A 14,166-nucleotide genomic window follows, 5' to 3' on the forward strand; every position below is an offset into this window, starting at 1 on the left:
GGCATTCCCACGCAGAGCGTGGGAACGAGCAGCTTGAGGCAAGGCAAAAAAAACCGCCCTTACGGGCGGCTAAAAGTGCTTCGACCCTAAATCAGAAGCCCAGGCTGAAGCTGATGGTCATTGCATGGTCGTTGCTGTCGTTCGACAGTTGCCCCGAGTAGCCGATACCGAGTTTGCCGGTCGGGCTGATCTGGAAGTCGACACCGGCTTCAACGATGGCGCTGTCCTTGGCAATCGGCACGCCTTGGGTGCTGAACGAGGCGCCGCCGTCGATGAAGGTCAGGTCGGCGTCAGGCTTGGTATCACCAAAGGCATGGCGCCAGCCGATGGCCGCGCGCGGGGTGAATTGCCCGCCGTTGGCCAGGGTGATGACTTTGCCGGCACGCACGCCGAGGGTCGAGAAGGTGATGTCCTGATCGGCATCGGCCTCCAGGCGCCCTACTCCACCCTTCTCCTTGGCTTTGTCAGTGTCGTAGTTGACGTAGGCCAGACCGGCAAACGGTTCGAGGGCAATGCCGCCAGCGTCGATGGCGTAGCCGACTTCACCGAATACCTGCGCACTGCGCGCATCGTAATTGGCCTTCAGGCGATCGTTGTAGCTGCCGACGCTGACGTTGCGTTTGGTCTCGATGTCGTGCCAGCTGTAAGCCGCGCCGAGGCGCACCGCCAAGGCGTCAAACTGCGAATTGAGATACGCCGCCAGGTGGTAGCTTTCGACGGTGGCATCCGAGCGACGATCATGCGCATCGAGGTCGCTGCGGGTGTAACCGGCGGCCATGCCCACGCGCCATTGGTCATCGAGTTGCTTGTCGGTGCCGAGCATGAAGCCGCTGAGGTTACGGTCGAGTTTCGCCGCGTTGCTGTCGCCATCCGACTCGCCCCAGGCACCGAGTGCCCGCGCCCAGCCGACCATTTCGCCGTGGCAACCGTTGCTGCTCAATTGGTTGTCACTTGGCGCCAGGGCACGGCGTGGATCATCCGCCGCGCTGCATGACGGTTGGCGCATGCGATCGTTGACCGCGTCACGCACGTAGCGCGAATCCTCGAGGATGGCGCTGGCGGTGCTGGCGTGGATCTCACCGGACAGACTGTCGAAGGCATTACGCGCACCGGCGACACTGAGGTTGACGATCTCGTTCTGCAACGCCGCACCGGCCGGGCCGTTGTTCGACAGCGCGGTGGCGGTTCTGAACTGGTTGCCAGTGGCGGCGACATCGGCGAAGGAATTGCCGTTGCGGCTGACCACCAGGTTCACCGCATTAGCGTCATACACCAGTGCGCTGTTGAGGAACGCATATTGCGGCAGGTCCGCAGCGCTGAAGGTGCCGTTTACGCCACCGCCCGCCGTAATCAGCGAATACGTGGTGTTGCCGGTGAACGGTGCCAGCGAGTTGACTTGCAAAGCGCCGCCCAGGTTTGCGGTACCACCGACGGCCAGCGGCGTCGCGGTTGGCGAACTGACAGTCAGCGCCAGCACGCCATCCGAGGCGTTGGTCAGGTTACCGGCCACGCTCAGGGTTCCGGCCTCAGCGCCGGAAGCCACCACACCATGGTTGATCACCGAACCGACACTGCCGTTACCGCTCAGCCCTGCACCGTTGGCCACGGTCACTTGCCCGCCCAACGAAGCCCGCGCCGAACGGCTGCCGACTTGCAGCACGCCTTGATCAACCGCGACGGTACCGCTGAACGGATTATCTCCGCTCAACAGCAAGGTGCCGGTGCCGCGTTTGGCCATCGCCCCGAGACCGCTGAGGACCCCGTTGAACTGACCATTGGCATTCTGCTGGAACACCAGCGTGGCGTTGTCGAGGATATTGCCTTGCAGACTGGTGGTGTTACCGACCAGCGTACCGCCGCTGACGGTGGTGCCACCGCTGTAGGTGTTGGCACCGCTCAATACCAACGTGCCGGAATCAAGCTTTTCGATACCACCCGTGCCCACCAGTGGCGTGGAAATTTCTGCACTCGCGCCGGCATTGACCCGCACCGGTGCAAGGCTCCCGTCCGCGCCATTGACCGGCGTCAACGTCCCGCCAGCCCCCGGAACCAGGCTGTAGCCGCCGGAGAGGAATTGCACACCGGTGAAGTTCTGATTGCCCTGCACGGTAACCGTACCCGCCTGGCCGCCGAACACGGCGAACTGACCATTTGAAGCCAGGGCCTGAGTACCGCTCGGATCGGTCCAGTTGGTGCCTGGACCCCATACACCGCTGCCGCCACCGATGCTGCCGTCCGGATTGGTAGTGCCACCGTTCCAGAACTGCACCTCACCCGGGGTGCCTTGCACCAGCAGATTGATCTGATTGGCGATAGCCGTTTGCAGGGTCAGATTGGCCGCCGACACCGGCAGGCTGCCATACACCAGACCGTTGTCGGTCAGGCTGCCGCCATAGCTGAACAGTTGATAAACCCCGGTGCCGAAGCCGCCGGCGTTGCTGATGTTCAACGTACCGTCGAGGGTCAGGTTGCCGGCAACATTGACCACGGTGGTCGAACTGGTCGCCGCGCCGAGGCTGAAGTCCAGATTGGTTCCCGACGACAGCGCCAGCGAACCGACTGACAAAGGCGTTGCTGTACCGCCACCGGCCAGCGTCGCACCGTTGGCCAGTTGCACGGCGCCGCCGAGTTGGCCGCCACCGCCGATGCTCGCGCCGCTGGCGACGTTGACGTTGGCGCTGTTGAGCACCCCGTTGACGATCAGGTTGCCGGCCTGCACCGAGGTGTTGCCGGTGAAGGTGTTGTTGCCGGCCAGCAGAAGTTCACCAGTGCCGGTTTTGTTCAGCGTGCCGGCGCCGGTGAGGTTGCCGGTGTAGCTGCCGTCGGCGTTTTGCTCGAAGGTCAGCGTCGCGTTGTTGACGATTGCACCTTGCAGGCTGCTGGTATCGCCGCGCGTCGTGCCGGCGTTCAGGGTGGTGCCGCCGCTGTAGGTGTTGGCGCCACTGAGGACGAGATCACCGCTACCGTTTTTCACCAGACTGCCGGTGCCAGTCACAGCACCGATCAACGTGGTGTTCTGGTTGCCGGCGAGGATCAGTTGCGCGCCAAGGTTGACGGTGTTGGCCAGTTGCAATGCCGAGGTGCTGTCGAGGGTGCCGGTGCCGGTCACGTTGAGTGCACCGCTGCTGATTGCACTGTTGTTGCCGAGGATCAGCGTACCGCCGGCGAGTTGAGTGCCGCCGCCGTAGGTGTTGCTGCCGTTGAGGGTCAGGCTCGACGCGCCGGCCTTGATCAGGCTGCCGCTGCCGCTAACCACGCCGCCGAGGGTCAAGGCGTTGGAACCGGCAACGGTCAAACCACCGTTGACGACCAGGTCGTTGCTCAGACTGACGGCCGCATTGCTGTCCAGCGCTGTGCCGTCAGCAGCAGTCAACACGCCAGTGCCGAGCGCCGCGTTGTTGCCGACTACGATCTTGCCGCCATTGAGCACCGTGCCGCCGCTGTAGCCGTTGGCGGCGTTGAGCACCAGCGTACCGCTGTCGTATTTGCCCAGCGTGCCGCTGCCGTTCAGCGCGACACCAATGGTTGCCGTGGCGTTCGGGTCAACCCGCACCGTGGCATTGCCCAGCGAACCGTTGACCAGATTCAACGAGCCCGCCGCGCCGTTCACTAGGCTGTAGCCGTCGGTGACGAACTGCATGCCGGTGATGGTTTGCGCGCCGTTGACAGTCACTGTGCCGGCCGCGCCCTGGAACACCGCAAAATTGTTGGTCCAGGCCTGATTGGTGGTGCCGTTGACGTCGGTCCAGTTGGTGGTGCCGGTGCCCCAGGTGCCGCTGCCGCCCTCAACCGAACCGTTGGCCACCAGTTGATTGCCGTCCCAGAACTGCACGGTGACGCCCGGTGCGGTGACCAGCAGGTTGATCTGATTGGCCAGCGCGGTTTGCAGGGTCAAATCGCCAGGGCTGACGCTGCCCGGCAGTGTGCCGAAGAGCATGCCGTTGTCGGTCAGGCCGCCGGTGTAGTCGATCAGGCGATAGACACCGCTGCCAAAACCACCGATGTCGCTGACGTTCAGGGTGCCGTCGAGGGTCAGGTTGCCGCCGACATTGACCAGCGCATTGCCGCCGCCGGACACCGGTGTGCCGAGGCCGACGTCGAAGTTTGAATTGCCGTTGAACAGCAGCGAACTGACGTTCAGCGTACTGCCGGTGACGCCAGCCAGATGACCGCCATCGGCCACGGTCACGGCACCGGTCAGGGTGCCGCTGCCGCCGAGGGTGCCGCCGTTGTTGACCAGCACATTGCCGCTGGCCAGCGAACCGTTGACCTGCAAGGTACCGGCGTTGACGTTGGTGTCGCCGGTCAGGTCGCTGATGCCGCTGAGGGTCAGGGTGCCCGTGCCAAGTTTGCTCAGGCTGCCGTCACCGCTGAGGATGCCGGCGAAGGTGCTGCTGACGTTGTTGCCACCGAGGCTCAGCGTGTTGCCCGTACCGACCAGCGCAGTACCGCTGCCGGTGAGGCTGGCAAGGCTGCCCGAAGCACCAAGATTGAGCGCCGCGCCGCCCGCGAGATTGACCGTGGCGTTATTGCCCAATGCCGTGCCGTTCAGGGTGGTCAGGCTGCCGGACAGTACATCGAAAGTGCCGCTGAAGGTGTTGTTGCCGGACAGTGTCACGTCGGCCAGACCGTTCTTGGTCAGAGTGCCCGCACCGGCAATCACGCCGCCGAGGGTCAGGTTGTTGTTGCCGGCCAGACTCAGGTTGGCATTGACGTTGACGTTGTTCGCCAGCACCAGCGGCGCACTGGTGTCGAGGCTCGACGCGCCGGCCACGGTCAGTGCGCCGCTGCCCAATGCCGAACCGGTGCCGAGGGTCAGCGTACCGGCGTTCAACGTGGTGCCGCCGGTGTAAGTGTTGACGCCGTTGAGTGTCAGGTTCGACGCGCCGTCCTTGATCAAGCCACCCGCGCCGCTGACCACACCCGCGAGGGTCAGATTGTTGCTGCCGGTGTTGCTCAGATTGGCATTGAGCACAACGTTGTTGCCCAGGCTCAGCGCACTGTTGCTGTCCAGCGCGGAGGCGCCGGCTACGGTGAGATTGCCCAGGCCCAGCGCCGAGTTGCTGCCGGCGGTCAGGGTGCCCGCGTTGAGGGTCACGCCACCAAGAAAATTATTGTTGCCACTCAGGCTCAGGTTGGCCGCGCCGTTTTTGCTCAGGCTGCCGGCGCCGTTGACCGTGCCGGCCAGGGTCAGATCCGCCGTGCCGCCAATGCCGAGGTTGCCCGCGAGGTTGACCGCGTTGTTCAGCGAAACCGCAGTGCTCGCATCCAGCGTAGTGCCGCCCGCCGCGTTCAAGGTGCCGGAACCCAGCGCCGAGTTCGACGCCAGAACCAGTCCGCCGGCATTCAGCGCGACCGGCCCGAGGAAGGCATTGTTGCCGCCGAGGGTCAGGTTGGCCGCGCCGGTTTTGATCAGGCCACCGGTGCCGCCAATCACGCCGTTGAGGGTCAGGGCATTGCTGCCGACGATGGTCAGGTTGCCGTTCAGCGTCGCCGCGTTGGCCAGTGTCACCGCCGCGTTGCTGTCCAACTGCGTACCGGCATTCGCCGTCAGCGTACCGGTACCGAGCGCCGTATTGCTGCCGACGATAATCTTGCCGCCGTCCAGTTGCGTGCCGCCGGTGTAAGTGTTCGCACCGCCGAGCACCAGGGTGCCGGCGTCAAGTTTATTAAGGATGCCGCTGCCATCGATATTGGCATTGATGGTCGCCGTGACGCCCGGATCGACGCGCAACGAAGTGGTGCCGCCGGTGCCGTTGACCGCCGTGAGTTGCCCCGCCGCACCGTTGACCACGTTGTAGCCATCGGTGAGGAATTGCATGCCGGTAAACGCTTGCGTGCCGTTCACCGTCACCGTGCCGGCAGTGCCCTGGAACACCGCGAAGTCGCCGGCCCACGGTTGGTTGACCAAACCGTTGGCGTCGGTCCAGTTGGTGCCGACCGCGTTCCACGTGCCGCTGCCGCCATCGACCACGCCGTTGGCGATGGTCTGGCTGCCGTCCCAGTAACGAATGTTGACGTTCGGCGCGGAGACTTGAATGTTGATCTGATTGGCCACCCCGGTTTGCACCAGCAGATCGCCGAGGCCGTAGCCGACCGGCACGCTGGCCACGTCCAGACCGAGATTAGTCAGGGCACCGGTGTAGTTGAACAGGCGATACACGCCGACGCCGAAACCACCGGCATCGCTGACGTTGAGATTGCCATCAAGCGTGAGGTTGCCGCCGACGTTCATCAGCGACGCGGTCGACGGTGTGCCCAGTGCTACATCAACGTTGCTGCCGGCGCCGAGAGTCAGAGCACTCGCCGACAAGGTGTTGCCCGACGCCAACGCCAGATGCCCACCGTTGTTGATGTTGACCGCGCCGAGCGCCGAGCCGGTACCGGTCAGGGTGCCGCCGGTATTGACGTTGAGTTGAGCACTGCCCAGCGAACCGCTCAGGTTCACGATACCGCCATCGATCGCGGTATTGCCGGTAATGCCGTTGATGCCAGTGAGGTTCAAGGTGCCGGTACCGACTTTGACCAGGCCGCCGCTGCCGCTGAGATCGCCATCAAAGATGCTGGTGACGTTGCCGGTGCCGACCGTCAGGGTGTTGCTGCCGGTGAGTTGCACACTGCCGCTGCCGCTCAGCGCGCCGAGGCTGGCGTCACTGCCCAGATTCAGGCCGGCGCCGGCGCTGATGTTGACGCCGGAGGTGTTGCCCAATGCGTTGGTATTGAGCGTGGTGACGCTGCCCGAAATGATGTTCAGCGCGCCAGTGAAGGTGTTATTGCCGGCCAGGGTCAGGTCTGAAAGGCCGTTTTTGGTCAGGCTGCCGGCGCCGTCAATGATGCCGTTCAAGCTCAAATCGTTGTTGCCGGCGACGGTCAGTCCGGCATTCAGGGTAATGGCGTTGCCGATGCCGAACGATGCGCTGTTATCCAGCGTTGCCGCGCCACCGACGAGCAATGCGCCACTGCCCAGACCGTTGGCATTGCCAAGGGTCAACGTGCCGGCGTTGAGTGTGGTGCCGCCGCTGAAGGTGTTGTTGCCATTGACGGTCAGGTTGGCTGCGCCGTCCTTGATCAACTGGCCGGTGCCACTGGTCACGCCGCCGAGGGTCAGGTTCTGCGTACCGCCCACGGTCAGCGCCGCATTCAGGGCGACATTGTTGTTGAGGCTGACCAGCGGCGAGTTGCTGTCCAGTGTCGCGGCGCCAGCGACGGTCAATGCACCGGAACCGAGCGCCGAACTGTTGCCGACGGTCAGAGTGCCGGCGTTCAGCGTGGTGCCGCCGAGGTAGTTGTTGGCGGCATTGAGAATCAGATTGGCCGCGCCGTCTTTCACCAGACTGCCAGCCCCGCTGACCAGACCGGTCAGGGTCATATCCGCTGTGCCGCCGATGTTCAAGGCACCGGCGAGTGCCACGGCATTGTTCAGGCTGACGGCGGTGTTGGCATCCAGCGTGGTGTTGGCCGCCGCGTTCAACGTGCCGGAACCCAGCGCGGTGTTGCTGCCGACGGTCAGTTTGCCGGTGTTCAACAGGGTGTTGCCAAAATAAGTGTTGGCGCCGTTGAGGGTCAGGTCGGCAGCACCGTTCTTGGTCAGTCCACCGATACCGGCGACCACGCCGCCGAGGGTCAGCGCATTGGAGCCACCCAGGGTCAGAGTGCCGGCGAGGTTGACGTTGTTGGCCAAGGTCGCGGCGGTACTGGTATCGAGGGTGGTGCCGTTCGAGGCGTTGAGTGTGCCGGTGCCCAGGGCGGTGCTGGAACCGACAATCAGTGAACCGGCGTTCAGCGCCGTGGTGCCCGTGTAGGTGTTGTTGCCGTTGAGGGTCAGACTCGAAGCGCCGGTTTTGATCAGACCGTTACCGCCACTGATCACCCCGCCAAGGGTCAGCGCATTGGCGCCGCCGGCGGTGAGGTTGGCGTTGAGAATGACGTTGTTGTTGAGGGTCACGGCCGAACTGCTGTTGAGGGTGCCCGCGCCTTCCACCGACAAGGCGCCAGTGCCCAGTGCCGCGCCGTTGCCGACCGTCAAGCTGCCGGCATTCAGCGTGGTGCCGCCGCTGTAGGTATTGGTGCCATTGAGCGTGAGATTGGCGGCGCCGTTTTTCACCAGTTGGCTGGTGCCGCTGATCACGCCGCCGAGGGTCAGCGCGTTGCTGCCGCCAATGCCCAGGCTGTTGTTGAGAATGATGGCATTGTTCAGGGTCACCGTCGCATTGCTGTCGAGGGCGGCCACGCCGCCGACGGTGATGTTGCCACTGCCCAGCGCCGCGTTGGCGCCCGCCGTGATCGTACCCGCGTTCAACGCGACGGCACCGAGGAAGGTGTTGGCGCCGTTGAGAATCAGGTTGGCCGCGCCGTTTTTGGTCAGCCCGCCGCTGCCGCTGACAATCCCGCCCAGGGTCAGGTTGGCACTGCCGCCGACAGTCAGGTTGCCGCCGAGTGAGACTGCGTTGGTTAGCGCAACGGCAGTGCTGGCATCGAGGGTGGTGCCCGCCGCCGTGGTCAAGGCACCCGTGCCCAGCGCGGTGTTGGAGCCGACAATCAGCGTGCCGGCATTCAGCGCGGTACCGCCGGAAAAGGTGTTGTTGCCGCTGAGGCTGAGGTTGGCGGTGCCGTTCTTGATCAGATTACCGGCACCGCTGATGACGCCGCTCAAACCCAGCGCCTGCGTGCCGCCGATGGTCAGATCGGCCGCCAGCGCGACGGTGTTGGCGAGAGTCACCGCCGTGGTCGCATCCAGTGTGGTACCGGCCGCCGCGTTCAACGCGCCCGTACCCAGCGCGGTGTTGCTGCCAACGAACAGGCTGCCGGCATTGAGCAGCGTGTTGCCGCTGTTGGTGTTGTTGCCGCTCAAGGTCAGGCTGGCGCTGCCGGATTTGGTAATCCCACCAGTGCCGGACAACACGCCGCCGAGTGTCAGGGCATTGCTGCCGAGCACGTTGAGCGCACCGGTCATGCCGATGTTGTTGGCCAGGGTGACGTTGGTGGTGCTGTCCAGACTGGTGCCGGCGGCGGTATTCACCGCGCCACTACCCAGCGAGTTGTTGTTGGTCACCAGCAGGGTGCCGGCGCTCAGGGTGGTGGTGCCGGTGAACCCGCTGTTGGCGCCACTGACAGTCAGGCTGCCGCTGCCGGTTTTGGTCAGGCCGCTGCTGCCGCTGATCAAACCGCCGAGGGTCAGCGCGCCAGTGCCGCCGGCGGTCAAGGTGCCGCCGAGGCTGATGGCGTTGTTCAGGCTGATCGTGCCCGGGGCGCTCAACGTTGTCGCGCCAGTGACGTTGAGGGTGCCGGTGCTCAGCGCCAGGTTGTTGCCCAACTGCACGGTGCCGCCGTTGAGCGTGGTGTTGCCCAGGTAGGTGTTGGCGGCGCTGAGGCTCAGTTGCCCGGAACCGACTTTGGTCAGGCCGCCGCTGCCGGAAATGACGCCGCTCAGGGTGGTGGCGTTGGTACCTTGCACTGTCACGCCGCCCGCGCCGAGGGAAATCAGGTTACTGACGTTCAACCCGGCATTGCTGGCCTGGAGTATCCCGCCGTTGGAGGTGATCACGCCGCTGCCGAACGTGGCGTTGTTGTTGAACTGGGCGACACCACCGTTAAGCGTGGTCGCGCCGCTGACCAATGGCCCCTGCAAGGTCCAGGTGCCGCTATTGAGGGTCAGGTTGTTGAAGTTGACGTAGGTCGCGCTCGATGCGGTGCCGACACCCGTGGTGCCGCCGCCGACGCCGATCGGGTTTTGCAGAATCAGGCTGTTGGTGCCGCCCGCGCCACCATCGACCGTGCCGGTCGGAGCGAAGGTCAGATTGATGCCGATCAAACCGCCAAGGCCGACGCTGATCTGTACACCGTCACCGACGTTGACGCTGGAACCGGTCACCGCGGTGAAGGTGTTGGTGCTGGCCGCGCCCATCGACACGCCGCCGGTAATCGCACCGGCGTTGGTGAAGGTATTGCCTGCCGCCGATGTTTCGAACGCGATCCGGCCGTTGATCACACCGGTGCTGCTGTTGGTCATGTTGACCTGCGAGCCGCCGTAGACGCCGACCACCGGGGTGTCGGCGAGGGTGATGCCGCCGATCGACAAACCGGTCGAGGTGATGGTGCCGTTGTTGGTGATGCTGGTGGTGCCGGCAGCAGCGTTGTTCACCGCAATGCCGAGGCCGTCGATGCTGGTCAGGTTGAGCCCGAGCAACATGCCCGTGCCGCGAATGATCCCGCTGGCGTTGTTGAGCACGCTGACCGTACTCGTAGCGCCAGTGCCGATGAACGCGCCGCCGCTCAGCACCGAGACCAGGCCGAGCAGTGCCGGGTCGAGCGTGCCGGAGTTGTTCAGGGAAATGTTCACCCCGGTCAGGTCCATCACATGGCCGCCGAGGGTCGCGTTCATCTGCGCCCCGCTGTTGACGTTGACCGTCAAACCACTGGTGGCGCTGGAGAAGTTGTTGAGAAACAGCGGCAGGCTCGGCACGCCGGTGCAGGTCACCGTTGAACCCGCCGTGGAGCACGTGGCCAACGCAGGAGCGCTGACGCCGCCGAACAACAGCCCGGCGACACTCAGATGCACAGCAAGGGAAAGAGGGGAAAAGCGCGAAACGAGGGCGACACCAAACCTTGCTTCCACGGGCTACTCCTTGTCGTGGCCAAATTCTTCCTTGAGCGCGCGAAGAGCCGTGCTTATTCCACACGCGAATCAAGACTGCGACGGTCATCACAAAACCGTTGATTGGGGACAAAGCTAGTAGACGCCCGGCAATGGGGCACGGATTAAATGGTGTTAATACTTTAATACTAGAGGGGTCTGGAATAAGCGTTTCAGCCCGTATTCGTGGCCCTTCAACCTGTCGCAGAACCTGTAGGCCTTCGCCTGCTCGCGATGGCCTACAGGGGTTTGCGGTGATCAGTTATACCTGATCAGTCCGTCAGTTAAATTTGCGAATTCTTCGATATTTCATGGCATTGAGAAAACTGGTATGCCTTGTGCAAACGTTTGCGTAACGTCAATCCCAACGTTTTCGTAACAAAACCGTACAAGCCCACGGAACACGGGCCTCGATCCGCAAAAAAGGACTTTGAATGGCCATTGCATGCCCTTTTCGCGCACCTTTCTCGTGCACGCTTGCTGTTTCCTTGCTACTGACCGGCGTTACCGGACTTCTCAGCCACAGCGCTCTGGCGCAACCGGCAGCCAAAGAAGAATCCGCCCAGGGCGAAGCCCTCAGCCCCGAAGCCAGCCCGCCGAAAAAAGGCGCCTACCTCTCGGACTGGTACAACCAGGACCTGATGCTGATCGGCAGCAAGGACATCAGCTTCGGCCCGCAACCGGCCGACGATATCTATCTGGAATACGAGTACTTCGGCCGCAAAGGTCCGTTCGAACTGTACGGCTATGTCGACATTCCGAAGATCTTCAACATCGGCAACAGCCACGACAAAGGCGTGTGGGATCACGGCTCGCCGGTGTTCATGGAGCACGAACCGCGCATCTCCATCGACTACCTCGCCGGCCGCAGCCTGGCCATCGGTCCGTTCAAGGAATGGTATGTGGCGTTCGACTGGATCTACGACCACGGCAGCCGCAAAGAGAACCGCGCCAACACGCTGTACAGCGGTTTCGGCACCGACATCGACACGCACTCGCGGGTCAACCTGTCGGCCAATCTGTACGGTCGCTATCAGTGGGAAAATTACGGTGCCAGCAACGAATATTCCTGGGACGGCTACCGCGCACAGCTCAAGTACATCGTGCCGATCGATAAATTCAGCAACGGCGCCTCATTGACCTACATCGGCTTCACCAACTTCGATTTCGGCTCGGACATCCACAAGGACAACCCGGCGCGCACCGCCAATGCGACGGTGGCGACCAACGTCCTGCTCTACTCGTTCACGCACTTGCGCTTCACCCTGGTCGGCCGTTATTTCCACAACGGCGGCAACTGGGAAGACGGCAGCGAGCTGAATTTTGGCGATGGCAATTTCCGCGCGCGTTCCAACGGCTGGGGTTACTACGCCGGCGTCGGTTATCAGTTCTGAATCAAGGAGTTTTCCATGCAAGCAATGATGCGTTTGACCCTGGCCGGTGCGGCCCTGCTCTCCTCCACCGCGTGGGCGGCCGAGGCCCCGATGCAACCGAAAGTCATGTTGATCACCATGTTCGCCCCCGAGGCGCAGCACTGGATTGATCGCCTTGAACTGAAGCAGGAAGTCCGCGTGCCGGGCCTGTCCGCCGAGTACCCGAGCATTCGCTGCAACACGCAGCAGGTGTGCCTGTTGACCACCGGCATGGGCCAGACCAATGCGGCCGCCTCGACATTGGCGTTGGCGCTGTCGCCGAAATTCGACCTGCGCAAAAGCTACTTCCTGATCGCCGGCATTGCCGGCATCAGCCCGAAACACGGGACCATCGGCACCGCTGCATGGGCGCACTATCTGGTGGAATTCGGCACGCAGTGGGAGATCGATTCGCGTGATGCGCCGTCGACCTGGCCGACCGGCTATCTGGGCATCAACACCAAAGGGCCGAACGAAAAACCGCCGCTGGATTACAAGACCGAAGTCTTTGAACTCAACCCGAAGCTGCAGGCCAAGGCCTTCGCCCTGAGCCACAAGGTCGAACTGAGCGAAAGCAAAGAGTCCGCCGCGTGGCGTCTGAAATATCCGTCGGCCCCGGCCAATCAGCCGCCGGTGGTGACGCGCTGCGACACACTGGCCGGCAACACCTGGTTTTCCGGAACGCGCCTGAGCGAGCGGGCCGAGGTCTGGACCAAGTTGCTCACCGACAACAAGGGCGAATACTGCACGACGCAGCAGGAAGACAACTCGACCTATGAGGCCTTGCTGCGTGCCGGTCGTGAAGGTCTGGTCGATGTCCAACGCCTCGCCGTGGTGCGTGCAGGCTCCGACTTTGACCGCCCGGAGCCGGGCGGCAGTGAAGTGGATAACCTGCTCAAATACGCCGATCAGGGCGGCTTCGTGCCGGCGCTGGAAAACCTCTATCGCGCGGGGAATCCGCTGGTGCAGGACATACTGAAAAACTGGTTGGCGTGGGAAAACGGCGTCCCCGCCTCTTAAGAACACCGAAAATCCCTGTGGGAGCTGGCTTGCCAGCGATGGCGGCGGAACAGGCAAAGAAGAAGTTGCCTGAACTGACGCTATCGCTGGCAAGCCAGCTCCCACAGTTTGCCAGGTGTCAAGGAGATCCAAGGTGTGTCAGGGGATAAGGATGACCTTGTCGCCGCTGCCCTGATTGACGTCGGCGTAGCGCAACAGGCCTTCGGCCAACGGCGCCTCGACCAACCCTTGCGGCAACGGCAACAACCCTTCATCGAAGAACCGCCCGAACTGCTCGAGCATCGCCGCGCAGGCTTCAACGCCATACAACAGCGAATTGATTCCGACCACCGACCCGCCCTTGCGATACAAGGCCAGCGCCGGCAGTTGCACATGCCCGTCCACCGGCGCGGCGATGATCGCGATCCGTCCGAAAGTGGCCAGTGCTGCCACCGACGCCGGCAGCCAGAAACCGGTGGTGTCAAAGATCACATCGGCACCACCGCGATACACCGCGTTGACCTGCGCACCGAGGTCTTCGGGTTTATCCAGTTGAATCGTCTGATAACCCTGCGCCTGCAAATCCGCGACCTGCTCGGGGCGACGCGCCGCTGCCAGCAATTGCGCACCACGCACTTTCGCCAGCGCCAAAGCAGCAGTCGCCACAGCCCCGCCGCCGATCACCAGCAAACGAGTGTCAGCCGTGACGAGGCTACGCTCCAAAGCATCCCACGCCGTGGTGTAGGGCACGCCAAGGCTGGCGGCCTGGGCGAAACTCAGGTGCGAAGGTTTGTGTGCGACGCCATTGGCTGGCAGTTTGACGAACTCGGCATGGGAGCCGTCGGCGAAAAAGCCCAGCTCACGGCCAGTGCCCCAGACTTCCTGACCGATCAGCGCCTGTGGGCCTTCAATCACAACACCGGCGAAATCCCGACCGGGAATTCGCGGCAGCGTGGTGTAGGGGAAGCGGCCGAGGACGTTTTTCACATCGCTGGGGTTGAGGCCAGCAGCCTTGATCTGCACCAGCACTTCGTCAGCGCCGGGTACCGGAGTCGGCACCTCGACGTAACGCAGGGAAGACAGGTCGCCGGTTTTATCGAATTGCAGTGCTTTCATGGGGAC

General features: G+C 63.2%; 4 protein-coding genes. 2 read left to right on the plus strand and 2 right to left on the minus strand.

Going from position 1 to position 14,166, the window contains the following annotated elements:
* Window positions 1–91: 91 nt before the first annotated feature.
* Entirely contained in the window at window positions 92–10,615 is a 10,524-nt protein-coding gene (locus ACZZ0A_RS15515; RefSeq protein WP_463543420.1) for an autotransporter-associated beta strand repeat-containing protein, read from the minus strand.
* Between the two features lie 452 nt (window positions 10,616–11,067).
* Here ACZZ0A_RS15515 and ACZZ0A_RS15520 point away from each other — a divergent pair, with 452 nt between their 5' ends.
* Complete coding sequence (locus tag ACZZ0A_RS15520; RefSeq protein ID WP_123376971.1) at window positions 11,068–12,027, plus strand: nucleoside-specific channel-forming protein Tsx; 960 nt, start codon at window positions 11,068–11,070, stop codon at window positions 12,025–12,027.
* Window positions 12,028–12,042: 15 nt separating this feature from the next.
* Window positions 12,043–13,065 carry a purine-nucleoside phosphorylase gene (locus ACZZ0A_RS15525; protein WP_463543421.1) on the plus strand — a complete coding sequence of 341 codons (1,023 nt, stop codon included), beginning with the start codon at window positions 12,043–12,045 and terminating at the stop codon, window positions 13,063–13,065.
* 138 nt (window positions 13,066–13,203) lie between these two features.
* Here the strand turns inward: ACZZ0A_RS15525 and ACZZ0A_RS15530 are convergent, their stop codons facing one another.
* A complete protein-coding gene (locus ACZZ0A_RS15530; protein WP_414916190.1) occupies window positions 13,204–14,160 on the minus strand; it encodes a quinone oxidoreductase family protein in 957 nt (318 codons plus the stop codon).
* Window positions 14,161–14,166: the final 6 nt, after the last annotated feature.

The sequence above is a fragment of the Pseudomonas sp. AC242 genome, assembly GCF_979258655.1.